The following is a 26,197-nucleotide window of genomic DNA, read 5'->3' as shown; positions in this document are numbered from 1 at the left end:
TTTTATTGATGGGAAGTGATGGAGGATAAGCGCGGGGATTTCCGGGTTTCCGAGGTGAGGACCATGACAGACCAGACGCGCCCCCTGACGTTCGAGGCCGATACCGACGCGTGGTCCGTGCTTCGGCACCACCTGCCGGGGCTGGCCGCGACGCTGGCGCTGGCACTGGTGGCGACGGTGGTTCAGCGGCTGTCCGGCATCGCGGCGCTGAGCCCGCTGGTGCTGGCCATGGTGCTGGGGATCGCGATCCGCAACACGGTGGGGCTGGGCGTCCGGCTGATGCCGGGCGTGGGCCTTTCCGGCAAGCGAGTGCTGCGCTGGGCCATCGTGCTGCTGGGGTTCCAGTTGACGCTGGCGCAGGTGGCCTCGATCGGCGGGCGGGGGCTGTTCGTAGTGGTGGGATCGCTGGTGGCGACCTTTGCCTTCACGCGGCTGATGGCGCGGGTGATCGGTGTCGAGCGGGGTCTGGGAGAGCTGATCGCGGCGGGGACCTCGATCTGCGGCGCCTCGGCGGTGGTGGCCTGCAACGCTGTGACCCGCGCGGGCGAGGAGGACGTGGCCTACGCGATTTCCTGCGTGACGCTGTTCGGGTCGCTGTCGATGGTGCTGTTCCCGGTCTTCGCCGGGGCCACGGGCATGGGCCACGAGGCCTACGGGCTCTGGGTCGGGGCGGCGGTGCACGAGGTGGCGCAGGTTGTCGCGGGCGCCTTCGCGCTGGGCGAGGCGGCCGGGCAGGCGGGCACGGTGGCCAAGCTGACGCGGGTGCTGCTGCTGGCCCCGGTGATCCTGTCGCTGGCCATGATGGCGCGCGGGCGTCTGCAGGCGGGCGAGACGCAGGCCCGTGTGCCGGTGCCGTGGTTCGCCTTCGCCTTTGTCGGCGTGGTGGCGCTGAACTCGGTTATCGCGGTGCCGGGCGAGATCTCGGTCGGGATCTCGCGCGGGGCGACCTTTCTGCTGACGGTGTCGCTGGGGGCGCTGGGGCTGAGCACGGACCTGGGCAAGCTGCACGCCAAGGGGCTGCGGCCGCTGGCGCTGGGGGCGCTGGCCTGGATCTTCATCTCGGGGCTGGCGCTGGGACTGGTGCTGCTGGTCGGCTGAGGCCCCGGGGGCGCGGCCGGCATGGCAAGGGCGCCCGGGGGAAGCCGGGCGCCCTGCCTGGAGCGTGGGGCGCGCGGGGTTCGCGCGCCGGTCGCGTCACTCGGGCATCAGCACGCCGTCGATGACGTGGATGACACCGTTGCTCGCTTCGATGTCGGCCGTGGTGACATTGGCACCGTTCACGGTCACGCCGCCTTCGGTCATGATGGTGAGGGTTTCGCCCTGCACCGTCTCGACCTCCATGCCGTTTTCGAGGTCACCGGACATCACTGCGTCGGGTACCACGTGGTAGGTGAAGATCGAGGTCAGCTGGTCGCTGTTTTCGTCCATCAGAAGGGTGTCGAGCGTGCCCTCGGGCAGCGCCGCGAAGGCGTCGTCGGTGGGTGCGAAGACGGTGAAGGGGCCTTCGCCCTTGAGCGTCTCGACAAGGCCGGCCGCGTCGACGGCGGTGACGAGGGTCTCGAAGCCGTCGGCTTCCATCGCGGTGTCGACGATGTCCTTGGACATGCCGTGGCTGTCGGCGAGCGCAGGCGCAGCGGCCATCGCGGTGGTTGCGGTCAGGGCGAGGAACGTGTTGCGAAGCATTTTGGTCTCCTCAGTGAGTTTCCAGGACGATGTGTTCGGTCACATCACCCCGGGCTACGGAGGGAGAGGGCCTTCCGGATCAGGCGAATTCGCCCGCAAGTTGCCTTGACGGCAGTGGACGCCCGCCTAAGCCGCGCCCGCCCTGCGTTTCCAATGAGAATTTCGTGAACGATCCGGAGTGATCCGTGTCCTTATTCGCGGCCGATGGCCTCGCGCGCGATGGTGTCGAGCAGCTCTTCCACCGGGTCCATGCTGCCATCGGCGAAGTCGCGGTAGCCGATGGTGGTCACGCCGGGGGTGTCGGGCCGGGTCATGACGAAGACATGGTAGGGGCAGTGCACGATGTTCATCGGGTCGGCCTCCATCACCTGGCGCGAGACCGTGGCCGAGCAGAAGCTGTAGATGTCGGCGCCCTCGAAGAGCACCACGTCCGAGCCCGTCGCCTCGCGCGTGCGTTCGAGCATGTCGCCCACGTGTGAGACGTGGTCGATCACCAGCCCCTGGCCGAGGATGGCCGCCTCGAGGCCGAAGACGACGTCATCGAAGCTTTGCTCCGTCTCGTAGGTGACGGATTCGGCGGCGAAGGCCGGGGCGGCTGCGACGGCGAGTGCTGTGGCGCAGAGCAGGGTTTTCATGGTGTCCTCCCTCGGGATGGCATCGAGACTGCCATTTCTGACGATGTCGCCAGTCTAGGCCCGGGATGCGGACTTGGCCACGCGGCAGAACACAGCATCTGGAGGTGACTGCATGGAATGGGCGATGGCCTCGCTGCAATACCTGGCGCTTTTCTTCGTTTTCCTCGTGGGGCTCGCGGTGGCCGTGGCGCTGGCCATGTTCTTCATCGACCGCACGCAGACCGGCGACGCGATCCGGCGCAACTACCCGGTGATCGGGCGTTTCCGGGGGCTGTTCACCTCGCTGGGGGAATTCTTCCGGCAGTATTTCTTTGCCATGGACCGCGAGGAGATGCCCTTCAACCGGGCGCAGCGCAACTGGGTCTACGAGGCGACGCTGGGCAAGGGCAACACGGTGGCCTTCGGGTCGACGCGGAACCTCAACGTGCCGGGGACGCCGATCTTCATGAACGCGGTCTTTCCGCCGCTCGACGACCAGTTCGCCAAGACCGAGCCGCTGGTGATCGGGCCGCACGCGCGGATGCCCTATGCGGCGCCCTCGATCTTCAACATCAGCGGCATGTCCTACGGGGCACTGTCGCAGCCGGCGGTGCGGGCGCTGTCGCGCGGGGCCAAGACGGCGGGCATCTGGATGAACACGGGCGAGGGCGGGCTGTCGCCCTGGCATCTCGAAGGAGGCTGCGACGTGGTCTTTCAGATCGGCACTGCGAAATACGGCGTGCGCGACGCCGAGGGGCGCCTGTCGGACGAGAAACTGCGCGAGATCGCGGCCTATGAACAGGTGCGCATGTTCGAGATCAAGCTGAGCCAGGGCGCCAAGCCCGGCAAGGGCGGCATCCTGCCCGGCGCCAAGGTGACCGAGGAGATCGCGCGGGTGCGCGGAATCCCCGAGGGGCAGGACAGCATCTCGCCCAACCGCCACGCCGAGGTGGACGATTTCGGCGACCTGCTGGATCTGATCGCGCATGTGCGCGAGGTCACGGGCAAGCCGGTGGGCTTCAAGACCTGCTTGGGGTCGTCGGACCCCTACGTCGAACTCTTCGAGATGATCAAGGAGCGGGGCCCGGAGCACGCGCCGGATTTCATCACGGTCGATGGCGGCGAGGGCGGCACCGGGGCCGCGCCGATGCCGCTGATGGACCTCGTGGGGATGCCGCTGCGCGAGGCGCTGGTGCGGGTGGTGGATCTGCGCGACCGATACGGGCTGCACGAGCGCATCCGGGTGGTGGCCTCGGGCAAGCTGGTGAACCCCGGCGACGTGGCTTGGGCGATCTGCGCGGGGGCGGATTTCGTGACCACGGCGCGGGGGTTCATGTTCTCGCTGGGCTGCATCCAGGCGCTGAAGTGCAACAGGAATACCTGCCCGACGGGGGTCACCACGCATGATCCGCATCTGCAGAAGGGGCTGGTGGTGCAGGAAAAGCACCGCCGCGTGGCCTATTACGCGCAGTCGGTCATCAAGGAGGTGGAGACCATCGCGCATTCGGTGGGCGTGGCCGAGCCGCGGATGATGCGGCGGCGGCATGTGCGCATCATGCTGGACGATGCGCGGTCGGTGCAGATGAACGAGCTCTACCCCTCGGTACCGTTGCAGTAGGTGGCGCGGTTTGGCCGAGCCCCTCACCCTAGCCCTCTCCCCCGGGGGGGAGAGGGGACCTGTTGCGCTTCTGGCGGGTGGGGCTCCCAGAGTTTCAGCCGGGGCTGCGTTCGGCCCAGCCGGCGAAGATCTTCTCCAGCGCGACGACCACGTAGTAGAGGACGATGCCGAGGAAGGCCAAGGCGATCAGGACCGCGAACATGAGCGGGTAGTTCGAGTTGGTCTTGCCGCTGTCGAAGAGCGCCCCGAGGCCGCGGCCGTGGGGGGAGACGATCTCCATCAGGTTGGTGCCGATGAAGGCGAGTGTGACCGCCACCTTCAGGGCGCCGAAGAACTCCGGCAGGGTCTTGGGCAGGGCGATCTTCCAGAAGATCGTGGCCTGGCTGGCGCCGAGCGAGCGCAGGATGTCGCGGTATTCGGGTTCCAGCGTCGAGAGGCCGATGGAGACCGAGACGGCGATGGGAAAGAAGGAAATCATGAAGGCGATGAGCACGGTGTTGAAATCGTGCTGGCCCACGAAGAGCAGGGCGACGATGGGCACTACGGTCGCCTTGGGGATGGCGTTGAAGCCCACGAGCAGCGGGTAGAGCGCGTCGCGCATGACGCGCGAGAAGCCCATGACCATGCCCACGAGCACGCCGAAGATGACGGCCACGACAAGGCCGACCACGGTGCGCCAGAGCGTCTGCCAGCCCATGATCAGGAAAAGCTCCCAGTATTGGGCGTAGGCGGGCGGCAGGTCCGAAGGCGAGGCCATGACGTAGTCGGGCCAGCCGTTGGCCCAGACCAGCAGCTCCCACAGGACGAGGAAGACCACCACGGCGGCGATGGGGGCAATGACGGCGCGGCTGGTGAGGGCCGCGAGCACGGCGCTGCCACCGCGGCCGGTGGCGCCGGCGGGCTTGGTCAAGGGTTGGGGGACATCGGCCATGGGGCTGTTCCTTTACGCCATGCCCTGCGCGGCAGAGCCGGGCGGCAGGTCGGGTGTGGCGGTCTGTTCCGGTTCGGCCGGCGCGCGGCCCTGGGCGACCTCGATCTGGTGGCGCAGGGTGGCGAGCATCTCGGAAGCCTCGGCGGTGTAGAGGTGGTCGAGATCGCGGGTGCCGGTGGTGCCCACGTCGAGCACGTATTGCGTGCGGGCGGGGCGGCCCGAGAGGACCACCACCTGATCGGCGAGGAAGATGGATTCGCGCAGGTCGTGGGTGATGAGCACGCCGGTGAAGGGTTCCTTCTCCTTCACTTGGTGCATGATCTGCCAGAGATCCTCGCGCGTGAAGGCGTCGAGCGCGCCGAAGGGTTCGTCAAGGATCAGCACCTCGGGGGAATGCACGAGAGCGCGGCAGAGCGAGGCCCGCTGGCGCATGCCGCCCGAGAGCTCGGAGGGGCGCTTGCCTTCGAAACCCGCAAGGCCGACGAGGTCGAGCAGGTAGCGGGCGCGGTCTTCCTTCTGCCGGCGGGTCATCTTGGTGGGCACGATCTCGAGCGGCAGCATGACGTTCTGCAGGATCGTGCGCCATTCGAGCATGACGGGGTTCTGGAAGGCCATGCCGACGGTCGAGCGGGGGGACTTCACCTTTTCGCCGTGCAGCCAGACCTCGCCCTCGTCGGGTTTCAGAAGGCCGGCGACCAGCTTGGTCAGCGTGGACTTGCCGCAGCCCGAGGGGCCGACGACGGCGACGAAGCCGCCCTCGGGGACCGCGATCTCCAGCCCGTCGAGCACCGGCAGGGGGCCGGACTGGGTCTGGTAGGCGTGGCGGACGCCCTTGATCTCGATGAGGTTTTGCATGGGTGTCCTTCCGGTTGGCCCGGGCCTGTCGCGGCCCGGGACCGTCTGGGGTGCCTTATTCGCCGAGCGGGAACCCGCCCTCGGGCAGGTAGGCGTCGGTGAAGTAGAGGCTGGCGTCGGGTTCGCCCTGGAACTCGTAGGTGAGGGCCAGCTGCTCGATCGCGTTGGCAAAGCGGTCGTCGTCGATGTCGCCCATGCCGTTCTCTTGCGTGTAGTCGGTGACCACGTTGGCATCGATGGCAAGCTCGAGCCGGCGCTCTTCCAGTTCGGCGTCGGCGGCGGGGTTGCGCTCCATCAGGCTTTCGGTGGCCGAGGCGGGATCTGCGATGGCATCGACCCAGCCCTTGGCGACGGCGTCGAGAAAGCCCGAGACCAGCTCGGGGTTCTCTTCGGCGAAGTTGGTGTTCACGATGATCGCGTTGCCGTAGAGGTCCACGCCGTAGTCGGCCATGAGGATGGTCGAGATGTCATCCTCGGGCACGCCGAGACGGGCGAGGTTGAGGTAGGACGAGAAGCTGAAGCCGGTCACGGCGTCAACTTCGCCTTCGGCCAGCATCGGCTCGCGCGTGGGGAAGCCCACGGGTTCGACGGTGATCGCGTCCGCGTCGATGCCGGTTTCGGCGGCGAAGATCGGGAATTGGGCCCATGCGCCGTCCGGCGGCGGGGCACCGAGCACCTTGCCTTCGAGATCGGCGGGTTCCTCGATTCCGAGCGACTTGCGGCCGACGATGGCGAAGGGCGGCTTGTCGTAGATCATCATCACGGCGGTGACAGGCGCGCCGGGATTCTGGTCGAGGAACTTGATGAGCGAGTTGATGTCGGCAAAGCCCACGGGGAAGGCGCCGGTGGCGACCTTCGGGATCGCGTCGAGCGAGCCCTGGCCGGCGCTGATCTCGACCTCGAGGCCGGCATCCGCGAAGTAGCCCTTGTCGACGGCGACGAAGTAGGGGGCCGAGGGGCCCTCGAATTTCCAGTCGAGCGCGAAGGGCATCGCGGTCTGGGCCTCGGCGGCGATGCCTGCGGCGGCCAGCGCCCCGGCGAGCGCGAGTGCGCGGTTGAACATCGGTGACTCTCCCCGTTGGTGATTGGTGTTGTTTGGCGGAGTCACGTGGCACGCGTTGGGCGGCGCGTGCCACATTTTGCGCCAATTGGCGCCCGGCGGACCGTCATGTGCCTGATCGCTGTGCGACCAGATGGGGATTCGCCCGCAAAACGGGCGTTTCCGGGTTTCAGTCGACGAGGCCTGCCTTGCGGGCGCCTTCGAGCAGCGTTTCGGCCACGTGGTGGGCGTAGTCGCCGGTGGCAGGATTGAGATCCGGAACCTGCACCACGGTCATGCCCGCGTCCCAGGCCGCCTGCGCGCCGGGTTCGCTGTCCTCGAAGACGAGGCAGGCGCGCGGGTCCACGCCGAGCCGTTCGGCGGCCAGCAGGTAGGGCTCTGGCGCGGGCTTGGCGGCCGTCACGTCATTGAAGCCGATGAAGAAGGGGAAGCGGTCGAGCAGGCCGCTGCGTTCGAGCTTGTAGCTGGCGCTGTCGCGGTGAGAGGAGGTCACCACGGCGCGGGGCAGGTCGGTGGCATCAAGCATGTCGAGAAGCTCGGCCACGCCGGGCTTGATGGCGATGCCCTCGGCCTTGAGCTTGTCGGATTCCTCTTTCCACAGGACGTCGAGGCGGCCCATGTCGAGGTCGCCGTAGCGGGCCTTGAGCAGGTTTGCGCTGGTGTCGTGGTCCTTGCCGACGAGCTGGTCGAAGTAGTCGGCGTCGGGGCTGAAGCCCATCCGCGAGAGCGCGCGGAGCCCGGCTTCGCGGGCAAGGGCTTCGGTGTCGAGCAGCGTCCCGTCGAGGTCGAAGAGGACGGCGGAATAGGAGGGCATGTGAAGTCCGATCAGAGCAGGAGGCGGTAGCGGGCGAAACCCGCTTCGGAAAGGCCCGCGGGCTCGATCCGGCGGCCGGGCAGCGCCTCGGCGTGGGGCGCCGCGTCGGGACCGGTTTCGAAGATCGCGGTGGTTCCGGGCATGGATACGAAACCCCAGTCGGCACGCAACCCGATAGTCGTGCCAGGGTCGTGGTCGGCGAGATGGCGGATCAGCACCTCGCGGTTGGCGAGATCGGAGGCGAAGACGATGTTGTCCTCGTGGCAGCCCGGAAAGCCGCCGCCGCCCGCGCCGCGGTAGTCGTTGGTGACGACAAGGAACTGTGCGGCGTCGTCGAGCGGCGTGGTGCCGTGGTGCAGGTCGCGGATGCGGCGCGCGTCGGGATCGATGAGCGCGCCCTCGGGCGAGTAGCGGGAGGGTTGCGAGAGGTCGATGTCGAAGCGCAGCCCGTCGAGCATGTCGAAGTGATAGGGGCGCGCGTCTGGGTCGAGCATAATGGCGTCGCGGCTGCCGGGCGCGATCCGGTGGTAGATCGCCGCGCTGCGTTCGAGCCATTCGCGCAGGTCCGCCCCCGTCAGGCGCAGGATGCGCAGGAGGTTGGGGTACTCGTAGAGATCCGCGGCATGGCGCAGGCAGAGATCGCCGGCGGGGATGTCGCAGTAGTTGTCGGGCCCGCCGAGGCCGCCGGCCCGGAAGGGCGCGGCGGACGAGACGATGGGCAGCCCCTCGTGGGCGGTGCCGCGCAGCTGTGCTTCGGCAAAGCCGCGCTGGGCCTCCTGCACGACGCGGATCGCGGGGGACTCGCCGAGGAGCGCGAAGAAGCTGTGCAGCGGCGCGCTGCTGTGGCCGATGGGGCGGCGGATGTGGTCGATGGTGCGTTCGTGCTCGGCACGGCAGGCCGAGAGCACCTCGGGATCGTCGGGTGTGGCGTCACTGACGGCGGCGAGACGGGTGTCGTGGTCGCGGACGGTCCAGCCCTGCGGGGTCTGGTCGAGCAGGAGATCGATCACGCCGGCATGGCGCGCGTTGAAGCCGGGCATGACCGAGGGGATGCCGCGCAGGGTGCCCTTCTGCGGGTCGGCGCCGGCGGTGCCGGCGTAGCTTTCGCCGGGAAAGAGCCTGTGCGCGTGGCCGGTGATGATGGCGTCGATGCCGGGCAGGGCGGCGAGGTGGAGGGCGGCGTTTTCCATGCCGGGGCAGGGATCGGCGTCGTCGATGCCCGAGTGGCAGAGGGCGATGACGATCTCGGCACCCGCTTCGCGCAGGCGGGGGACCCAGTGTCGGGCGCTGTCGAGGATGTCGCGCGCCTCGACCCGGCCGCTCAGGTGCTTGGCGTCCCATACCATCACCTGCGGCGTGGTCAGGCCCAGCAGGCCGATGCGGATCGGGCGGGGCCGGCCTGCCTCGTCGGTCAGGGTGCGGTCGAGCAGGGTGAAGGGCGGGAAGATCGGGTCGTCGGCCTCGGGCGGGGTACCGTGGCGATGGAGGTTGGCGAGAACCACGGGGTGCCGGGCCCCGGCCACGGCGGCCTGAAGCGCGGGCAGGCCGTAGTTGAATTCATGGTTGCCCAGCGTGGCGGCGTCGTAGCCGAGTGCGTTCATCGCCGCGATCACTGGGTGCGGGCCGTCGCGGGGGTCGAAGGCCGCGATGTCGGCCATGGGCGTGCCCTGCAGGCAGTCGCCGTTGTCGAGAAGGAGGCTGTTCGGGGCGGCGGCGCGCAGCTCGCGGATCAGGGTGCCGAGGGGGGCGAGGCCACGTCCGGGGCAGGGTCTGTCGCGGAAGTAGTCGTGGGGCCAGATCTGGGCGTGCAGGTCCGACGTCGCGATGAGGCGCAGGCGTGCGAGGGGGAAAGCTGTCTCGGGCGCGGGCGTCTCTGTCCTTTTGGTCGGCAAGGTCCGTCCTGACTTGGGTCGGTGCACGGGGTGCGAGGCGAACAAAGCACACCGGCCCATTCACCGTGTCCCGCGGGACCCGGGCCGAGATCGTCTGCATGCAAGACGTACAGAAGCGGGACGCGGGTATCAATCGACAGTTGTTTCCCCTTTTTATTTCCGTTGGTTCTCTGTCATCTGCCTGCAACAGGAGCGGGAATGCGATGCAACATGCGGAAGAGGTGACGTTCGGCGGGTCGGCGCTGGACCGGGCTGCGGAGATCCGCGGCGACGCGGAGGCGCTGGAGCGCGCGCGGTTGGATCCGCGGGCGCGGGTGGTGCTGGTCTGGCGGGGCAAGCCGCTGATGGAAGGCGACGACACACTGTCGCTGGTGCGGCTGCCCATGGATCACCCGGTGCTGGGCGGCATGGCGCCGACGGTGCTGCTGGGGCGCGAGGACGGCGCGGCGGTCTTTGCCGCCGATATCTCGGACTGGGAGCCGGAGGCGCAGGATGCCGACCAGGTAGGCGGGTTCGTCGACACCTCCGAGCAGGTGCATCCTGCGCTGGAAGAGGGCCGCAGCTTCGTCGAGCTGCGGCGGGTGATGACGCAGCTCGGTCCGCGCGATGCCGAACTGGGCGCGACGGCGCGGGGGCTTTTCGCCTGGCACCAGAGTCACGGGTTCTGCGCGCGCTGCGGGGCGGCCTCGGACATGGCGCTGGCGGGGTGGCAGCGGCTTTGCCCGGCCTGCGGCGCGCATCATTTCCCACGCACGGACCCGGTGGTGATCATGCTGATCACGCGGGGCAACGCGGCGCTGGTGGGCCGGTCACCGGGCTGGCCCGAGGGAATGTACTCGTGCCTTGCCGGCTTCGTGGAGCCGGGCGAGACCATCGAGGCGGCGGTGCGGCGCGAGGTCTTCGAGGAGGCGGGCGTGCGCGTCGGCGCGGTGCGCTACCTGGCCAGCCAGCCCTGGCCCTTCCCCGCCTCGCTGATGATCGGCTGCCACGGCGTGGCGCTGAGCGACGAGATCGAGATCGACCCGGTGGAAATCGAGGACGCCAAGTGGGTCACGCGCGAGGATGTGGCGGCGGCCATGGCCGGAGAACTGCCCGGCCTGATGCCCGCGCGGCGCGGCGCGATTGCCCAGTTCCTGCTTCGCAACTGGCTTGCGGACAGGCTGGACACGCGCTTAGGTTGAATGCAGAAAAAAGGTTAACGACCCGTATGGAGCTGGAGTCACGGCAGGATCTGGAGGCGCCGCAGGACGAGGTCTTCGCGGCATTGAGCGATTTCCCGATGGTGGAGCGCAAGCTGATGCAGCAGGGCGTGGACATCCGGCGCTGCGCCGGGCCCGAGCCTGCGGGCAGCGGTACGCGCTGGCATGCGCGGTTCAAGCTGCAGGGCAAGCAGCGCGAGGCGGAGGTGACACTGGAGCGCTACCAGCCGCCCTGCGAGATGGTCTTCGTGCTGTCCGTGGCGGGGATCGTCGCCCGCCTGAAGATCGCCGTCGAGGCGCTGTCGGAGGATCGCTCCCGCGTGGTCGTGAGCTGCGAACTGGTGGCCAAGACGCTGTCCGCGCGCCTTATGCTGCAGCCCCTGAAGCTCAACCGGGGCAAGGTGGAGCGCAAGGTTGATGCACGCATCGCGGAGTATGCGCGGGACCTCGAGGGCCGGTTGTCGCGTTCGGCCTGACGCCCCTGCGCCCGCCGCTGGGGCCGGGCAGGTGAGTTTTTTGGGAGTTCTGACGTGAAGCTAGTGAGATACGGGATGCCGGGCGAGGAGCGTCCCGGCCTTATCGACGAGGCGGGTGCCCTGCGGGATCTGTCGTCCCACGTCGGAACCATCGACAGCAAGGCGCTGCGCCCCGAGGGGCTGGCCGCGCTGCGGGCGCTGGACCCGCTGTCGCTGCCCGAGGTGCGGGGCAACCCTCGGCTGGGGCCCTGCGTGGGCAACGTGGGCAAGCTGCTGGCGATCGGGCTCAATTACTCGGATCACGCCGCCGAGACGGGCATGGCGCTGCCGGAGGAGCCGATCGTCTTTTCCAAGGCGACCTCCTGCATCTCGGGACCGAACGATCCGGTCCAGATCCCGCGCGGATCGCAGAAGGCCGACTGGGAAGTCGAACTGGGCGTGGTGATCGGCATGACCGCGAAGTACATCAGTCCGGCGCAGGCGCTGGCGCATGTGGCGGGATATTGCGTGGTCAACGACGTGAGCGAGCGGGACTTCCAGACCGCTCGGTCGGGACAGTGGATCAAGGGCAAGTCGCACGACACCTTCGGGCCGCTGGGGCCCTGGCTGGTGACCGCGGACGAGGTGTCCGATCCGCAGGACCTGGACATGTGGCTCGACGTGAACGGCACGCGGATGCAGACGGGCAGCACGGCGACCATGCATTTCAGCGTGGCCGAGATCATCGCGCATCTGTCGCAGTTCATGACCCTGCACCCCGGCGACGTGATCGCCACCGGCACGCCGCCGGGCGTGGGCATGGGGCAGAAGCCGCCGGTCTTCCTGCGCGAGGGCGACGTGATGGAGCTGTCGGTCGAGGGCCTCGGCGTACAGCAGCAGACGGTGGTGCAGGCTTGAGGCGGCTCGCGCTGCTTCTGGGCTGGCTGGTGCTGGCCGCGCCGGTGGCGGCGCACGAGTTCTGGATCGACGGCGAGCGCTACGAGGTTGCCCCGGGCGAGGCGCTGCGCGCCGACCTGCGCGTGGGCGAGGATTTCGAGGGCGCTGCGTTTTCCTTCCTGCCGCCGAATTTCCGCCGGTTCGAGATCGCGCTGGGCGACGAGGTTCTGCCCGTCGAGGGGCGGCCCGGCGACCGGCCCGCGCTGGACATGGTGCTGCCGGGCGAGGGGTTGGCAGTGGTGGCGCATGTGACGCGCGACTACACCGTGGGCTACGACGACTGGGAGGCCTTCGTCCGCTTCGTGGACCACAAGGGCGAAGGCTGGGTGCCCGAGCGGCACCTTGCGCGGGGGCTGTCGCGCGAAGGCGTGCGCGAGCGCTACACCCGCTACGCCAAGAGCCTTGTTGCGATCGGCGACGGTGCGGGGCAGGACAGGCGCATGGGACTTCTGACCGAGATTGTTGCGGGGGCGAACCCCTATGTGGACGCGCTGGAAGCCGGTCTTCCGGTGCAGGTTCTGCTCGAGGGTGCGCCGCGCGCCGGCGAGCAGGTGGAGCTTTTCGCGCGCGGGCCCGAGGGCGCTGTCACGATGACGCTGCACGAGACCGACGCCGAGGGGCGGGTCGTGCTGCCGGTCGAGGCGGGGCACGAATACCTCGTGAACTCGGTCACGCTGCGCGAGATCGAACCTGCCGCCGAGGGCGATCCCGCCTGGGAAAGTCTCTGGGCCTCGCTGACCTTCGCCGTGCCGCAATGACGATCCTGGAACGACTGGCCGGGGTGGTCGGCGCGCGCAACGCGCTGACCGGGGATGACGCGCAGGGCTACCGGGAGGACTGGACCGGGGCCTACGCCTGGGAGCCGCTTTGCGTGGTGAAGCCCGCCAGCACCGCCGAGGTGTCGGAGGTCATCAAGATCGCGCATGAGACCGGCACGCCGGTGGTGCCGCTGGGCGGGCAGACGGGTCTCACCGGGGCGACCGAGGGGCAGGGCGCCATCATGCTTTCGTTGGAGCGCATGAACGCCATCCGCGAGATCCGCGGGCCGGCGCGGCTTGCGATTGTCGAGGCGGGCGTGATCCTGACCGAGCTGCACGAGGCCGCCGAGGCCATGGGGCTGGCCTTTCCGCTGACCTTCGGGGCGCGCGGATCGGCGCGGATAGGCGGCGTGCTGTCGACCAATGCGGGCGGATCGAACGTTGTGCGCTACGGGAACACGCGGGATCTTGTGCTCGGCCTCGAGGCGGTGCTGGCCGACGGCACCGTGGTCGACCTGATGAGCGAGCTGCACAAGGACAATTCGGGCTACAACCTCAAGCACCTCCTGATCGGGGCGGAGGGAACGCTGGGCGTCATAACCGCCGCGGTGGTCAAGTTGGTGCCGCGGCCGCGGGCCTTTGCCACGGCCATGGTGGCGGTGGAGACGCTGGACGATGCGCTGGACCTGCTGAACCGGTTGCAGGAGGCCTCAGGCGGGGCCGTCGAGGCCTTTGAGTACATGTCGCCGCGCTACATGGCCGAGTATCTTGCGCGGTTCCCCGAGGCGCGCGCGCCCTTCGAGAAACCGCAGGAGGTGACGCTGCTGGTGGAGCTGGGCGCCGTGGCGCCGCGCGACGCGGTGCCGGGCGACGACGGGCAGGTGCCCATGGCGGCGCTGCTGGAGCACGAGCTGGGCGCGTTGCTGGAGGCCGGACGGCTGCGTGATGCGGTCGTGGCGCAGAACGCCGCGCAGCGGGCCGAGATGTGGGCGCGGCGCGAGGCGGCGGCCGAGGTCGCGACCCGGGCCACGATGGTCAACAACGACATCGCGCTGCCGCTCGACAAGGTGTCGGCCTTCCTCGACGAGATGCCCGGCAAGCTGGCCGCGCTCGACCCCGAGGCGCTGGTGCTGACGGTGGCGCATCTGGGCGACGGCAACCTCCACTACTCGGTCTGGCCGGGCAACACGGACCCCGGCGCGCGCGACGCGATCATGGAGGCCGTGGAGGAAGAGGTGCTGCGGCTGGGCGGGTCTTTTTCGGCCGAGCACGGCATCGGGCTGACCAAGCTGCCCTCGATGCGGCGGCGCAAGGACCCGGCGGCCCTGGCGGCGATGCGCGCGATCAAGGCGGCGCTCGATCCCAAGGGCATCCTCAACCCCGGCAAGCTGCTGCCGCCCGAGGGCTGAGGGATCAGCCCCGGCGTGTGGTGAGCGCCGCGACGCGTTCGCCCAGCGTGGCTAGCGCGAAGAGAACCGCGGCGGTGCAGACGATCGTGGGACCGGTGGGCGTGTCGAAGGTCCACGCGCCCCAGAGCCCGCCGAGCGCCGCGATGCTGCCCGCGAGGGCGGCGAGGATCGCCATGCGCTCGGGGCCGTTGGAAAGCGGCCTCGCGGCGGCGGCGGGGATGATGAGCATCGACACGATCAGCAGCGCGCCCACGACCTTGAGCGCGACGGCCACCACGATGGCAAGCGCCACCATGAGCACACGGCGTTCCCGTTCGGGGTTGATGCCGGCGGCATAGGCGAGGTCGGGGTTGAGCGTGGAGGTCAGCAGCGCCGACCAGCGCCAGCCGATGAGCAGCGCGACCAGCGCGGCGCCGGCCCAGATCACTCCGAGATCGGCGCGCGAGACGGCGAGGATGTCGCCGAAGAGATAGCCCATGAGGTCGATGCGCACGCCGCTCAGGAACGAGGCGGCCACGAGGCCCGCCGCCAGCGCCGTGTGGGCGAGCACGCCAAGCAGCGTGTCCGAGGCATGGGTGCGCCCGCTGAGGCCGGCCGAGACGAGTGCCATGAGCAGCGCCACCGAGAGGGCACCGGCGAAGATCGAGACCTCGAAGGTGAGTGCCAGTGCGACGCCGAGGATGGCGGCATGCGCGGTTGCGTCGCCGAAATAGGCCATGCGGCGCCAGACCACGAAGCAGCCGAGCGGTGCTGTGGCGAGCGCCACGCCGAGGCCCGCGAGGGCGGCGCGGACAAGGAAATCGTCGAGAAAGCTCATTCCGCGGCCTCGGGGTGGGTGTGGCTGCAGCCGTCGTGGTGGTGATGGTGGTCGTGGCCGCCATCGTGACTGTGGCTGTGCTGGTGCTGGTAGAGCGCGAGGGCGCCTTGGGTGCCGGTGCCGAAGAGGGCGCGGTATTCCGGGGCCGAGGCCACGTGGCTGGGCGCGCCCTGGCAGCAGACGTGGCCATTCAGGCAGATCACCCGGTCCGAGGCGGCCATGACCACGTGCAGATCGTGGCTGACCATGAGGATGCCGCAGCCGGTGTCCTGCCGGACCTGTTCGATCCGGCGGTAGAAGGCGGCGGCCCCGGGCTGATCGAGGCCCTGCGTGGCTTCGTCGAGGATCAGAAGCTGCGGGTCGTTCAGAAGGGCGCGGGCCAGCAGGACGCGCTGGAATTGGCCACCCGAAAGCCCCGTCATGGGCCGGTTTCCAAGATCGCCCGCGCCTGCCTGGATCAGAGCGTCCTGCGCGGCGGCACTACTGACACGGTTGGGCAGGTCGAGGAAGCGGCGCACGGGCATGGGCAGCGTGGCGTCGATCTGAAGTTTCTGGGGCACGTATCCGATACGCAGGCCGGGGGCGCGGGTGACGCGCCCGGCCGTGGGCTTCACGGCGCCGATCAGGGTGCGGGCCAGCGTCGACTTGCCCGAGCCGTTGGGCCCCACCACTGTCACGATCTCGCCCGCCTGCATCGCGAAGTCGACGCCCTGCAGCGCGCGGTGGCCGGCCAGGCGGACGTCAACGCCCTTGAGTTCGACCAGTGTCATGCGGCGTTCCGGCAGTCGGGGCAAAGGCCCTCGGCCTCGATCACGGCGCGCTCGATGAGGAAGCCGGCCTCGGCGGCGGCCTTGTCGAGCTGGGCGCGCGGGGCGGCGCTGGCTTCGGCCACGGTGCGGCAGAGACGGCAGATCAGGAAGGCGGGCGCATGGTCCGCGCCGGGGTAGGCGCAGGCGGTGAAGGCGTTGAGCCGCTCGATCCGGTGGGCAAAGCCGTGGGACACCAGGAAATCGAGCGCGCGGTAGGCGACGGGCGGCTGCGAGCCCAAACCCTCGGCGCGCAGCACCTCGAGGATGTCGTAGGCGCCCATGGCGCGGTGCTGTTCGAGCAGAATCTCGAGCACGCGGCGGCGGACGGGGGTGAACTGGAGACCTTCCTCGGCACAGCGCGCCTCGGCCGCCGAGACGCCTTCGGCGATGCAGTGGCGGTGGTCGTGGCTTTCGAATCCGATGGGATGCATGTCGGGCTCCGTCATTTTCGGGGTTGATATAGTATAACATCGCCTCTAACAAGCCCGCCAACGTGTTATAACATAACGGAGTGACGGAATGCGACGCAGCGATCTTTCGGTTTGTTCGGCCATGGCGATGACGGTTTTCGGGGTGCTCGCCGGGACGGCGCGGGCCGAGGTGCCCGTGGTGGCGGTCGACATCCCGCCGGTGCACGCGCTGGCGGCGCGGGTCATGGAGGGCATGGGCGAGCCGCAGCTGATCCTGCCGCCGGGCAGCTCGCCGCACTCGGCGTCGCTGCGGCCTTCGGAAGCGGGCATGCTCGAAGGCGCGGACGTGGTCTTCTGGGTTGGGCCGGAGCTGGCGCCCTGGCTGGGCGACACGCTGGAGACGCTGGCGGGCGATGCCGAGGTCGTGGAGTTGCTGGAGGTCGAGGGTACCCGGGTCCTGGAGTTCCGCGAGGGGCCGGTCTTTGCGGAGCATGATCATGGGGACGAGGATCATGACCACGACGAGGCCCATGCGCACGATGAGGACGATCACGGGGATCACGACCATGACGAAGGCCAGGATCACGCGGACCACGATGACCATGATCATGAGGCGCACGACGACGAGGCCGGGCATGATCATGAGGATGAGCACGCGGAGCACGACGGCCATGACGAAGACCATGCCCACGACGACGGGCACGGACACAGCCACGACGGCATCGACCCGCACGCCTGGCTCGACCCGGTGAACGCGCAGGCCTGGGTCGCGGCAATGGCCGAGACGCTGGCCGAGGCGGACCCGGAGAACGCCGAGACCTACCGCGCCAATGCCGAGGCCGCGCGCGGCGAGCTCGACGCGCTGATCGGAGAGATCGAGGCGCAGCTTGACGGGGCCGAGGACGCGACCTTCTTCGTCTTCCACGACGCCTACCACTACTTCGAGGCGCGCTTCGGCGTGGAGGCCATGGGGTCGCTCTCGCTGAGCGATGCGAGCGATCCGAGCCCGCGGCGGCTGGCCGAGATCCGCGACACGATCCGTGCGGAGGGCGCGCATTGCGTCTTTGCCGAGCCTCAGTTCGACGATGGTATCGTTTCGGCCGTGGCGGACGGCAGTGGCGCGAGCGTGGCTGTGATCGACCCGCTGGGCGTGGGGCTCGAGACGGGCGCGGGTCTTTACCCGGCGCTGCTGCGCGAGCTGTCGGCGGCTTTCGCCGACTGCCGCTGATCGGCTTGCCCGTGACGGGGCGATGGATCACTCTGCGCGCATGACGAAAGATGACGTGATGCGCGCGGGTTGCCGCGCCCCCCTGCGCCGCCTCGCCATGGCGGCGCTTTTCGTGCTCGGTCCCCAGGTGGCGGCGGCCGAGACGGTGACGGTTTTCGCCGCGGCGAGCCTCAAGACGGCAATGGACGGCATCGCCCCGCTGTTCGAGGAAGCCACGGGCCACGAGCTGTCGGTGTCGCTGGCGGGGTCTTCGGTGCTGGCGCGGCAGATCCAGCAAGGGGCGCCGGCGGACGTGTACCTCTCTGCCAACACCGAGTGGATGGACGTGCTGGAGGAGGACGGCCTGCTGGCCGAGGGCAGCCGCGTGGACCTGCTGTCGAACACGCTGGTTCTCGTCGCACCCGCGCCGGCGGAGCCGGTGGAGATCGGGCCGGATGCGGACCTCGCGGGGATGCTGGGCGAGGGACGGCTGGCCATGGCCATGGTCGCGTCGGTCCCCGCGGGCATCTACGGCAAGGCGGCGCTCGAATCGCTGGGGCTTTGGGACGACGTGGCGCCGCAGGTGGCGCAGGCCGACAACGTGCGCGCGGCATTGGCGCTGGTGGCGCTCGGCGAGGCGCCGCTTGGGGTGGTCTACGGCACCGACGCCCATGCGGAGCCGCGCGTGGGCGTGGTGGGGACATTTCCCGAGGACAGCCATGCGCCGATCACCTACCCGGTGGCCCGCATCGCGGGACAGGAGGGTGCAGGGATCGACGCCTTCCTGCAGTTCTTGCAGGGGCCCGAGGCGGCGGAGGTTTTCGAGGGGCAAGGCTTTGTCCGGTTGGGCGGCTGAGCCATGGGCTGGCTGAGCCCCGAAGCCTGGCAGGCGGTGGCCTTGTCGTTGCGCGTGGCGCTCTGGGCGACGCTGGTGTCACTGCCCTTCGGCATCTTCATCGCCTTCGCACTGGCCCGCTGGCGGTTTCCGGGCCGGGGGCTGCTGAACGGGCTGGTGCACCTGCCGCTGATCCTGCCGCCGGTGGTGACGGGCTACCTGCTGCTGCTGACACTGGGCACGCGGGCGCCGGTGGGGGGCTTCCTTCAGGACATCGGCGTGGTCTTCGCCTTTCGCTGGACGGGGGCCGCGCTGGCGGCGGGGATCATGGCCTTTCCGCTGATGGTGCGGGCCATCCGGCTGTCGATCGAGGCGGTGGACGTGAAGCTGGAGCAGGCGGCGGGCACGCTGGGCGCCCCGCGCGGCATGGTCTTCCTGACGGTGACGCTGCCGCTGATCCTGCCGGGGATCGTGGCGGGCGCGGTGCTGGCCTTTGCCAAGGCCATGGGCGAATTCGGCGCGACGATCACTTTTGTTTCCAACATCCCCGGGCAGACCCAGACGCTGCCCTCGGCGATCTATGCCTTCCTGCAGGTGCCGGGGGCCGAGGGCGAGGTGGCGAAGCTGGTGCTGGTCTCTGTCGTGATCGCGCTGGCGGCGCTGGCGTTGGCCGAATGGGTCGGGCGCGCCGTGGCTGCGCGGGTGGCGGGCCGATGAGCCTCGAGGTGGCGCTGAAGCACCGGCTGGGGGATTTCCGGCTGGAGGCGGAGTTCGCGGCGCCAGAGGGCGTGACGGTGCTGTTCGGGCGGTCGGGGTCGGGCAAGACGAGCGTGGTGAACGCCGTGGCGGGGCTGCTGCGGCCCGAGGCGGGGCGCGTCAGCGTGGGCGCGCGTGTGCTGCAGGACAGTTCGCGGGGGCTTTGGCTGCCGCCCCATCGGCGCAGGCTGGGCTATGTTTTCCAGGAGGCGCGGCTGTTCCCGCACCTGACGGTGGGGCAGAACCTGAGGTTCGGGCGCTGGTTCGCGCCGCGCGGGGCTGTGCTGCCCGATGAGGGGCGCGTGATCGAGATGCTGGGCATCGGGGCGCTGCTGAAGCGCCGGCCCGGGCAGCTTTCGGGCGGCGAGCGTCAGCGTGTGGCCATCGGGCGGGCGCTGCTGGCGGGGCCCGAGCTGCTGCTGGCGGACGAGCCGCTCGCGGCGCTGGACGAGGCACGCAAGGCCGAGATCCTGCCCTACTTCGAACGGCTGCGGGACGAGGCCATGGTGCCCGTGCTCTACGTCACCCATTCGCCCGCCGAGGTGGCGCGGCTGGCGACCACGGTGGTGGTGATGGAGGACGGGCGGGTGCGGGTCGCGGGGCCAGCCGCCGAGGTGATGAGCGATCCGCACGTGATGCCGCTGGGCTCTGCCGAGGCGGGCGCGGTGCTGGTGGCGCGGGTGGTGGCGCATCACGCCGACGGGCTGAGCGAGCTGGAGGCCGGGGGCCATGCGCTCTGGGTGCCGCGGGTGGCCGCGGCGCCGGGGACGGAACTGCGGCTGCGCATCAGGGCGCAGGACGTGATGCTGGCGCTGGGGCGGCCCGAGGGGATCTCCGCGCTGAACGTGCTGCCCTGCACCGTGTCCGAGGTGCGCCGGGGCGAGGGGCCAGGGGCCATGGTGCAGCTTCAGGCGCCGGGCGGGCGGATCCTGTCGCGCATCACCGGCCGGTCGGCCGAGGCCCTGGGGCTGGTGCCGGGGCTGCGGGTGCATGCAGTGCTGAAGGCGGTTTCCGTGGCGCGCGACAGTGTCGGCGGGCGCGGCGAGGCCGGACATGCAAAGGGGGCCGGCGACGCGGCCCCCCGATCCCCTTCAGGCAGGGGATGAAAGCTTATTGCAGCTCGAGGTTGGTCGCGCTTTCGCGGCCGTCACGGCCAGCCTGCAGCTCGTAGCTGACCTTCTGGTTGTCGGCGAGGCCGGTGAGACCGGACCGCTCGACTGCCGAAATGTGAACGAAGACATCCTTGCCGCCGCCATCGGGCGCAATGAAGCCATAGCCTTTGGTGGTGTTGAACCATTTCACGGTGCCGGTGGCCATCGTGAGATCTCCTGTCAGTACTCTTTCGATACCGCTCGCGGAAGTGCAGCGGCGTGGCGTCGGTCAGAGCATTATCGGGTGCACTGACGCCGCTAAGGGCAGACAGGATAGCGATAGTGGTAACTCAGCAAGGCCGATTATTCGCAGGATTCGAGATTCGGGTAAAGAGTTTTGAAGGCCCCCGAGGTTGAGTTGCGCCTTCATGTGCTGGGCCAAAGCGATCCGTGCGGTTTCGGACGGCGTTGCGGCGGGTCCCTGCCGCCGTCCTGTGCGTGTTGGAACCCGTACCCCGGATGCCGGGTTTTGGGGGCAACAAGGTCACGGCGCTACGGTCGTGACGATGCAACCGAAGGAGGAGTCACCATGTCCCTCAAGTCCATGGCCATGAGCGCCGCCCGCAGCTACGCCCGGTCCAAGTCCAGTTCGCGCCCGACGCACCGCCCCGGGCCCTACCGCCCGGGAGCTAACGCGACCCACTCGCCCAAGGCGAAGGCCGCGAGCACCGCGATGCGTGAAGGCAAGAAGCTGCTGCGGAAGCTCTGAGAGCTACCAGTTCCGGATGAGAGGGGCGTGGTCGGTTGGCCGCGCCCTTTTTTTGGGGGCCCGGCGGCCTTCGTCCTTGCTCCGGGCGGCGTGGCTCGCTTCTTACAAAAAAGGCGCGGCCCCGCGAGCCGCGCCTCTTGATCTCAGCTAAGGCGGGTCCGCTTAGCGCGTGAATTTCTTGAACTTCACCCGTGTCGGCTCGACGGCGTCGGGGCCGAGGCGGCGCTTCTTGTCTTCCTCGTAGTCCTCGAAGTTGCCTTCGAACCATTCCACGTGGGCCTCGCCCTCGAAGGCGAGGATGTGGGTGCAGATGCGGTCGAGGAAGAAGCGGTCGTGCGAGATGACCACGGCGCAGCCGGCGAAATCGACCAGCGCATCTTCCAGCGCCCGCAGCGTTTCCACGTCGAGGTCGTTGGTCGGTTCGTCGAGCAGCAGGACGTTGCCGCCTTCCTTGAGCAGGCGGGCCATGTGCACGCGGTTGCGTTCACCGCCCGAGAGCAGGCCGACCTTCTTCTGCTGGTCGCCGCCCTTGAAGTTGAAGGCGCCGCAGTAGGCGCGCGAGTTGATCTCGGCATCGCCCAGCTTGATGACCTCGGCACCGCCCGAGATGGCCTCCCAGACGTTGTCGTCGGGGTTCAGGTCGTCGCGGCTCTGGTCGACGTAGGAGAGTTCGACGGTGTCGCCGAACTCGATGGCGCCGTCGTCGGGCTGCTCGTGGCCGGTGAGCATCTTGAAGAGCGTCGATTTACCGGCGCCGTTGGGGCCGATCACGCCGACGATGCCGCCCGGCGGCAGCGAGAAGGACAGATCCTCGATCAGGAGCTTGTCGCCCATGGCCTTTTTCAGGTGCTCGACCTCGATCACCTTGCCGCCCAGACGCTTGCCGTTGGGGATGACGATCTGGGCCTTGCCGACGCGCTCGCGCTCGGACTGGTTGGCCATCTTCTCGTAGGCCTGGATACGGGCCTTGGACTTGGCCTGCCGCGCCTTGGCGCCCTGGCGCATCCACTCGAGTTCGCGCGAGAGGGTGCGCTGCTTGGCCTTGTCCTCGCGCGCTTCCTGTTCGAGCCGCTTGGCCTTCTGTTCCAGCCAGCTCGAGTAGTTGCCCTCGTAGGGGATGCCGCGGCCGCGGTCGAGTTCGAGGATCCAGCCGGTGATCGAGTCGAGGAAGTAGCGGTCGTGGGTGACGATCAGGATCGTGCCCTTGTACTCGATCAAGTGGTTCTGCAGCCAGGCGATGGTCTCGGCGTCGAGGTGGTTGGTCGGTTCGTCGAGCAGCAGCATGTCGGGCGCTTCGAGCAGCAGCTTGCAGAGCGCGACGCGGCGCTTTTCACCGCCCGAGAGGGTAGTCACGTCGGCGTCGTCCGGCGGGCAGCGCAGGGCTTCCATGGCGACGTCGATCTGGCTGTCGAGGTCCCAGAGGTTCTGGCTGTCGATCTGGTCCTGGAGCTGCGCCATCTCGTCGGCGGTCTCGTCGCTGTAGTTCATGGCCAGCTCGTTGAAGCGTTCGAGCTTGGCGCGCTTCTCGGCGACGCCGTCCATGACGTTCTCGCGCACGGACTTGGAGCCGTCGAGTTCGGGCTCCTGCGGGAGGTAGCCCACGCGAGCGCCCTCGGCGGCCCAGGCCTCGCCCGAGAAATCCTTGTCGATGCCGGCCATGATGCGCAGCAGGGTCGATTTACCGGCGCCGTTGACGCCGACGACGCCGATCTTGACGCCGGGGAGGAAGGAAAGACGGACATTTTCGAACGTCTTCTTGCCGCCCGGGTAGGTCTTGGACACGCCGTCCATGTGGTAGACGTATTTCTGTGCCATGTGCCGGCCCTCCTGCGCTGCTTCAGCGCCGGATGATTAGTCGCTTTGATCCCAAGGAGCAATGGGCCCGGCGGGCACAGGCATGCTGCGCGCGATCATGGCCTTCGGGCGCCTCCGGCTTGCACATCGGCGCTGCTTCTGCGTTTGTCGGCGCGTCTGAAGTTCCGGGGGAGGCGAGGTGCCTGCGCTGACGCGATTTGAAGAGCTGCCGCTGGCGGCGGGGCAGGCGGTTGGCCTTCTGGGCGGGTCCTTCGATCCGCCGCACGAGGGGCATCTGCATATCTCGCACGAGGCGCTTCGGCGGTTCGGGCTGGACCGGCTGGTCTGGCTGGTGAGCCCGGGCAACCCGCTCAAGCCCGATGCGCCGGCACCGATGGAGCGGCGGATGGCACGGGCGCGCGAGCTGGTGGATCATCCGAGGATCGATGTGAGCGACTTCGAGGCGCGGCACGGCACGCGCTTTACCGCCGAGACGCTGGAGCGGCTGCGGCAGGTGCACCGCGGCGTGCGCTTCGTGTGGATCATGGGGGCGGACAACCTCGTGCAGTTTCATCGGTGGGACAACTGGCAGGGCATCCTGCGGAGCGTGCCGGTGGGCGTGCTGGCCCGGCCGGGTCAGCGGCTGGCGGCGCGGTCCTCGGTGGCGGCGCGGGCCTGGCGGGATGCGCGACTGCCCGAGCATGCCTCGCACCTGCTGCCGCTGTGCCAGGCGCCGGCTTGGTGTTTCGTGAACGTGCCGATGCGCGAGGTCAGCTCGACCGAGATCCGCGCGCGCGGCGGCTGGCCCGTCCCGGGCGGCACGCAGGCGTGATCCGGTGACGCGGTCGAGGCGGTTGCCTGACCCGCATTGGCGGGGTTAGATCGCCGCATGAAAACGGCGCTTTCCAGACGTTTCTTCCTGGCCGGGCTGGCGGCCGCGGGCGCGACCGGCGCCCTGGCCGAGGCCCCCAAGACATCGCTGCGCCCGGTGGCGCGCGGCGAGGAACTGGCCGCGCGGGCGATCGAGTCCGTCGACCAGATGATCGCAGACTCGCGGCTGGTAGGCGACGTGGCCTTCGCCGTGGCCGACGCACGCAGCGGGAAGCTGCTTGAAGCCCACAACGCCGCCACGGGGCTGCCGCCGGCAAGCGTGGCCAAGGCGCTGACCAGCGCTTATGCGCTCGACGTGCTGGGGCCGGGCTACCGTTTCATGACGCAGGTGGTGGCGGACGGCCCGATCGAGGACGGGGTGCTGAAGGGCGACCTGATCCTTGTGGGCGGTGGTGATCCGACGCTGGGCACCAACGAGCTTGCCGATCTCGCGGCGGCGATGAAGGCCGAAGGCCTGCTCGAGGTGGAAGGGGCGTTCCGGGTCTGGGACGGGGCGCTGCCCTACCAAGACCGCATCGACCCCGGACAGCCCGACCACGTGGGCTACGATCCGGCGGTCTGCGGGCTGAACCTGAACTTCAACCGTGTCCATTTCGAGTGGAAGCGCGGCGGCGGCGGCTACGACGTGACGATGGAGGCCCGGTCGGACCGCTTCCGGCCCGCGGTCGAAGTCGCGGCCATGTCGGTCGAGGCGCGGACGGGGCCGGTCTATACCTACGAACGCCGCGAGGGTCGGGATCTTTGGACCGTGGCGCAGGGGGCCCTGGGCGACGGAGGGGCGCGCTGGCTGCCGGTGCGCAATCCGGCGATCTACGCGGGCGAGGTCTTTCAGACCTTCGCTCGGTCGCATGGGATCGTCCTGAAAAAGCCGACACGCGCGGACGCGGGGCCGCGCGGGTTGGTGCTGGCGCGGCACGAGAGCGAGCCGCTGCGCGAGATCCTGCGCGACATGCTCAAGTGGTCGACCAACATCACCGCCGAGGTGGTGGGCATGACCGCGTCGCTGGCGCGCGGGGCCAAGGTCGAGACGCTGGCTGATTCCGCCGCCGCCATGAACCAGTGGGCGGTGGAGGAGCTGGGGCTGGCGGGGCCGGCGCTGGCCGACCATTCGGGGTTGGGCGACGACAGTCGCATCAGCCCGGCCGACATGATGGGCGCGCTGGTGGCGCTGCGGCAGCGCGAGGCGGGACTCAAGGCGCTGCTGAAGGACGTGCCGGTACGGGACCAGCAGTACCGCGTGGTCGAGGATCATCCGCTGTCGGTGCACGCCAAGACCGGGACGCTGAACTTCGTGAGCGGACTTGCGGGTTACATCGATGCGCCCGACGGCACCGAGCTGGCCTTCGCCTATTTCTCGGCCGATCTGGAAACGCGGGCGGGGCTGAGCAAGGCGGAGCGGGAAAGACCGCCCGGCTGGGCGGTCTGGAATCGTCGGTCCAAGCTGCTTCAGCAGAGGCTGATCGAGCGCTGGGGCATCATGTCCAGCGCCTGAGGCGTCAGTTCTCGATCACGACGCGCACGTTCGACAGGCCCACGGTTTCGGCCATGTAGAAGAGTGTCGCCGCGTGGTCGGGGTGAAGGCGCACGCAGCCGGCCGAGGCAGGTTGCCCGAGGCGCGTGACCTGGTCGGTCCCGTGGATCGCGTAGTTGCCCCGGAAGAAGATCGAGAAGGGCATGGGCGCGTTATTGTAGAGGCTCGACTTGTGGTAGCGGGAGAGCCACTGCGCGGTGAAGGTGCCGCGCGGCGTCCACTTGCCCGACCGCGCGGTCGAGACCGGCCATTGGTAAAGCGGTTCGCCGTCCTGGATGACGGTCATGGTCTGGCTCGAGACATTGACCTTGGCCACAAGCGGCGCGGCGGCGCCGAGGACAGGCAGAAGGCAGAGCAGGCATACGCCGAGCAGCGTCACGAAATGACGGTTCATGATAAAATCCCCCGGTAAGGCAAAATGTAAAGTCAGGCAGAATAATGTGGGAAACATTCAAGCACGGCCGGAAACGATCTGACCAGTGCGGGAATCCTGACCCTAGGTTAACATGATGCTTTGAAGGGGGCGACCGCCCGGGACTGGCTACTCGGGCCGCAGGTGGCGCGCGCGGGCACCGCGTTCGATGGCGGCGGCGTGCAGGCGGTCGAGATCGAGTTCGTAGCGGATTTCCTCGAGCAGGCGCAGTTCGGCCTCGCCCAGGCTGCCGTCGGCGGCCGCCACGTCGCAGGAGAGCGCGTAGGCCGTCTCGTAAAGGCGTTCGGGCAGGTGGTCGCGCAGCAGCCCGAAGAGCGTGTCGAGCCCGTCTTCCTGCTCGAACAGGTCGAAGACCAGCTCGGACATGACCCGCACCCGGTCCGAATCGTAGTCCCGGAAGATCGGCAGCTGGTTCACCGCGGCGTCGATCTTGACCAGTTCCACGGTGCGCATGTTCTCGTCCGAGGCCGAAATGGCGATCATCAGCGCCACGAGACAATCCTGCGGGCTGAGCGGATGGGACGGCTGGGTCATTGTTACCGGGAACCTTCGCTGGCGGAGTGCTGCGTCGAGCGGCACTTTATTGACGGCCCGCGAGCGGGGCAATAG

General features: G+C 68.9%; 28 protein-coding genes. 14 read left to right on the top strand and 14 right to left on the bottom strand.

The window, feature by feature from the left end; all coding sequences use genetic code 11:
- The first annotated feature begins 63 nt into the window (after positions 1-63).
- Positions 64-1,098 carry a YeiH family protein gene (locus C8N44_RS07370; RefSeq protein ID WP_107975543.1) on the top strand — a complete coding sequence of 345 codons (1,035 nt, stop codon included), beginning with the start codon at positions 64-66 and terminating at the stop codon, positions 1,096-1,098.
- Between the two features lie 96 nt (positions 1,099-1,194).
- On the opposite strand, the gene C8N44_RS07365 is transcribed toward C8N44_RS07370, so the two are convergent.
- Together C8N44_RS07365 and C8N44_RS07360 are read right to left on the bottom strand one after the other, a co-directional pair.
- The gene (locus C8N44_RS07365) at positions 1,195-1,683 is read right to left on the bottom strand and encodes a fasciclin domain-containing protein (protein WP_107975542.1); all 489 of its coding nucleotides are present in this window, start codon (positions 1,681-1,683) and stop codon (positions 1,195-1,197) included.
- A gap of 191 nt (positions 1,684-1,874) precedes the next feature.
- On the bottom strand, positions 1,875-2,318 hold the full coding sequence (locus tag C8N44_RS07360) for a DUF302 domain-containing protein (RefSeq protein ID WP_107975541.1): 444 nt from the start codon (positions 2,316-2,318) through the stop codon (positions 1,875-1,877).
- Between the two features lie 112 nt (positions 2,319-2,430).
- Here C8N44_RS07360 and C8N44_RS07355 point away from each other — a divergent pair, with 112 nt between their 5' ends.
- Entirely contained in the window at positions 2,431-3,915 is a 1,485-nt protein-coding gene (locus tag C8N44_RS07355) for an FMN-binding glutamate synthase family protein (protein WP_107975540.1), read from the top strand.
- 94 nt (positions 3,916-4,009) lie between these two features.
- Here C8N44_RS07355 and C8N44_RS07350 read toward each other — a convergent pair whose 3' ends face one another.
- The 5 genes from C8N44_RS07350 to C8N44_RS07330 form a co-directional block, all read right to left on the bottom strand.
- A complete protein-coding gene (locus C8N44_RS07350; protein WP_244641012.1) occupies positions 4,010-4,846 on the bottom strand; it encodes an ABC transporter permease in 837 nt (278 codons plus the stop codon).
- A 12-nt stretch (positions 4,847-4,858) separates the two neighbouring features.
- A complete protein-coding gene (locus tag C8N44_RS07345) occupies positions 4,859-5,701 on the bottom strand; it encodes an ABC transporter ATP-binding protein (RefSeq protein WP_107975539.1) in 843 nt (280 codons plus the stop codon).
- 55 nt (positions 5,702-5,756) lie between these two features.
- Positions 5,757-6,764, bottom strand: coding sequence for an ABC transporter substrate-binding protein (locus C8N44_RS07340; RefSeq protein WP_107975538.1), 1,008 nt, complete (start codon positions 6,762-6,764; stop codon positions 5,757-5,759).
- Positions 6,765-6,930: 166 nt separating this feature from the next.
- The gene (locus C8N44_RS07335) at positions 6,931-7,575 is read right to left on the bottom strand and encodes an HAD family hydrolase (RefSeq protein WP_107975537.1); all 645 of its coding nucleotides are present in this window, start codon (positions 7,573-7,575) and stop codon (positions 6,931-6,933) included.
- An 11-nt stretch (positions 7,576-7,586) separates the two neighbouring features.
- Positions 7,587-9,467: a bifunctional 2',3'-cyclic-nucleotide 2'-phosphodiesterase/3'-nucleotidase gene (locus tag C8N44_RS07330; RefSeq protein WP_158274019.1), complete on the bottom strand. Its 1,881-nt coding sequence runs from the start codon at positions 9,465-9,467 to the stop codon at positions 7,587-7,589.
- A gap of 203 nt (positions 9,468-9,670) precedes the next feature.
- Here C8N44_RS07330 and nudC point away from each other — a divergent pair, with 203 nt between their 5' ends.
- From nudC to C8N44_RS07305, 5 genes are read left to right on the top strand one after another with little or no spacing between them, the layout of a single operon-like run.
- Entirely contained in the window at positions 9,671-10,648 is a 978-nt protein-coding gene (nudC, locus tag C8N44_RS07325; protein WP_107975535.1) for an NAD(+) diphosphatase, read from the top strand.
- A gap of 26 nt (positions 10,649-10,674) precedes the next feature.
- Positions 10,675-11,142, top strand: a complete 468-nt coding sequence (locus C8N44_RS07320) for an SRPBCC family protein (protein ID WP_107975534.1) — start codon at positions 10,675-10,677, stop codon at positions 11,140-11,142.
- A gap of 54 nt (positions 11,143-11,196) precedes the next feature.
- Positions 11,197-12,039, top strand: coding sequence for a fumarylacetoacetate hydrolase family protein (locus tag C8N44_RS07315; RefSeq protein ID WP_107975533.1), 843 nt, complete (start codon positions 11,197-11,199; stop codon positions 12,037-12,039).
- The gene (locus C8N44_RS07310; protein WP_107975532.1) at positions 12,036-12,836 is read left to right on the top strand and encodes a DUF4198 domain-containing protein; all 801 of its coding nucleotides are present in this window, start codon (positions 12,036-12,038) and stop codon (positions 12,834-12,836) included. Before C8N44_RS07315 ends, C8N44_RS07310 begins: the two co-directional genes overlap by 4 nt.
- Positions 12,833-14,245 (top strand): FAD-binding oxidoreductase, encoded by a 1,413-nt coding sequence (locus C8N44_RS07305; RefSeq protein ID WP_107975531.1) that lies wholly within the window; start codon positions 12,833-12,835, stop codon positions 14,243-14,245. Before C8N44_RS07310 ends, C8N44_RS07305 begins: the two co-directional genes overlap by 4 nt.
- A 4-nt stretch (positions 14,246-14,249) precedes the next feature.
- Here C8N44_RS07305 and C8N44_RS07300 read toward each other — a convergent pair whose 3' ends face one another.
- From C8N44_RS07300 to C8N44_RS07290, 3 genes are read right to left on the bottom strand one after another with little or no spacing between them, the layout of a single operon-like run.
- The gene (locus tag C8N44_RS07300) at positions 14,250-15,062 is read right to left on the bottom strand and encodes an iron chelate uptake ABC transporter family permease subunit (RefSeq protein ID WP_107975530.1); all 813 of its coding nucleotides are present in this window, start codon (positions 15,060-15,062) and stop codon (positions 14,250-14,252) included.
- The gene (locus C8N44_RS07295) at positions 15,059-15,832 is read right to left on the bottom strand and encodes an ATP-binding cassette domain-containing protein (RefSeq protein ID WP_107975529.1); all 774 of its coding nucleotides are present in this window, start codon (positions 15,830-15,832) and stop codon (positions 15,059-15,061) included. Before C8N44_RS07295 ends, C8N44_RS07300 begins: the two co-directional genes overlap by 4 nt.
- A complete protein-coding gene (locus C8N44_RS07290) occupies positions 15,829-16,302 on the bottom strand; it encodes a Fur family transcriptional regulator (protein WP_107975528.1) in 474 nt (157 codons plus the stop codon). Before C8N44_RS07290 ends, C8N44_RS07295 begins: the two co-directional genes overlap by 4 nt.
- Positions 16,303-16,390: 88 nt before the next feature.
- Here C8N44_RS07290 and C8N44_RS07285 point away from each other — a divergent pair, with 88 nt between their 5' ends.
- The 4 genes from C8N44_RS07285 to modC are packed head-to-tail and all read left to right on the top strand — an operon-like array spanning position 16,391 to position 20,185.
- Positions 16,391-17,509: a zinc ABC transporter substrate-binding protein gene (locus tag C8N44_RS07285; RefSeq protein WP_107975527.1), complete on the top strand. Its 1,119-nt coding sequence runs from the start codon at positions 16,391-16,393 to the stop codon at positions 17,507-17,509.
- A 40-nt stretch (positions 17,510-17,549) separates the two neighbouring features.
- Positions 17,550-18,344: a molybdate ABC transporter substrate-binding protein gene (gene modA / locus C8N44_RS07280; RefSeq protein ID WP_373282692.1), complete on the top strand. Its 795-nt coding sequence runs from the start codon at positions 17,550-17,552 to the stop codon at positions 18,342-18,344.
- Positions 18,345-18,347: 3 nt separating this feature from the next.
- Positions 18,348-19,040 (top strand): molybdate ABC transporter permease subunit, encoded by a 693-nt coding sequence (modB, locus tag C8N44_RS07275; RefSeq protein ID WP_107975525.1) that lies wholly within the window; start codon positions 18,348-18,350, stop codon positions 19,038-19,040.
- Complete coding sequence (gene modC, locus C8N44_RS07270) at positions 19,037-20,185, top strand: molybdenum ABC transporter ATP-binding protein (protein WP_107975524.1); 1,149 nt, start codon at positions 19,037-19,039, stop codon at positions 20,183-20,185. The genes modB and modC overlap by 4 nt, the downstream gene beginning before the upstream one ends.
- A gap of 4 nt (positions 20,186-20,189) precedes the next feature.
- Here the strand turns inward: modC and C8N44_RS07265 are convergent, their stop codons facing one another.
- The gene (locus tag C8N44_RS07265; protein ID WP_107975523.1) at positions 20,190-20,396 is read right to left on the bottom strand and encodes a cold-shock protein; all 207 of its coding nucleotides are present in this window, start codon (positions 20,394-20,396) and stop codon (positions 20,190-20,192) included.
- A 363-nt stretch (positions 20,397-20,759) separates the two neighbouring features.
- Here C8N44_RS07265 and C8N44_RS07260 point away from each other — a divergent pair, with 363 nt between their 5' ends.
- Complete coding sequence (locus tag C8N44_RS07260; protein WP_107975522.1) at positions 20,760-20,939, top strand: hypothetical protein; 180 nt, start codon at positions 20,760-20,762, stop codon at positions 20,937-20,939.
- 162 nt (positions 20,940-21,101) lie between these two features.
- On the opposite strand, the gene ettA is transcribed toward C8N44_RS07260, so the two are convergent.
- Complete coding sequence (gene ettA / locus C8N44_RS07255; RefSeq protein WP_107975521.1) at positions 21,102-22,754, bottom strand: energy-dependent translational throttle protein EttA; 1,653 nt, start codon at positions 22,752-22,754, stop codon at positions 21,102-21,104.
- A 178-nt stretch (positions 22,755-22,932) separates the two neighbouring features.
- Between ettA and C8N44_RS07250 the strand changes: the two genes are divergently transcribed.
- The gene (locus C8N44_RS07250) at positions 22,933-23,565 is read left to right on the top strand and encodes a nicotinate-nucleotide adenylyltransferase (RefSeq protein WP_244641013.1); all 633 of its coding nucleotides are present in this window, start codon (positions 22,933-22,935) and stop codon (positions 23,563-23,565) included.
- 57 nt (positions 23,566-23,622) lie between these two features.
- Positions 23,623-25,116: a D-alanyl-D-alanine carboxypeptidase/D-alanyl-D-alanine endopeptidase gene (dacB, locus tag C8N44_RS07245; protein WP_107975520.1), complete on the top strand. Its 1,494-nt coding sequence runs from the start codon at positions 23,623-23,625 to the stop codon at positions 25,114-25,116.
- A 4-nt stretch (positions 25,117-25,120) separates the two neighbouring features.
- Here the strand turns inward: dacB and C8N44_RS07240 are convergent, their stop codons facing one another.
- The gene (locus C8N44_RS07240; protein WP_107975519.1) at positions 25,121-25,549 is read right to left on the bottom strand and encodes a L,D-transpeptidase; all 429 of its coding nucleotides are present in this window, start codon (positions 25,547-25,549) and stop codon (positions 25,121-25,123) included.
- A gap of 147 nt (positions 25,550-25,696) precedes the next feature.
- Complete coding sequence (locus C8N44_RS07235; protein WP_107975518.1) at positions 25,697-26,122, bottom strand: tellurite resistance TerB family protein; 426 nt, start codon at positions 26,120-26,122, stop codon at positions 25,697-25,699.
- Between the last annotated feature and the right edge of the window lie 75 nt (positions 26,123-26,197).

Source organism: Allosediminivita pacifica (assembly GCF_003054175.1).
Classification (GTDB): domain Bacteria; phylum Pseudomonadota; class Alphaproteobacteria; order Rhodobacterales; family Rhodobacteraceae; genus Allosediminivita; species Allosediminivita pacifica.
The sequence above is the reverse complement of the archived record's forward strand: the minus strand, read 5'-3'. Positions and strand labels throughout refer to the sequence as shown.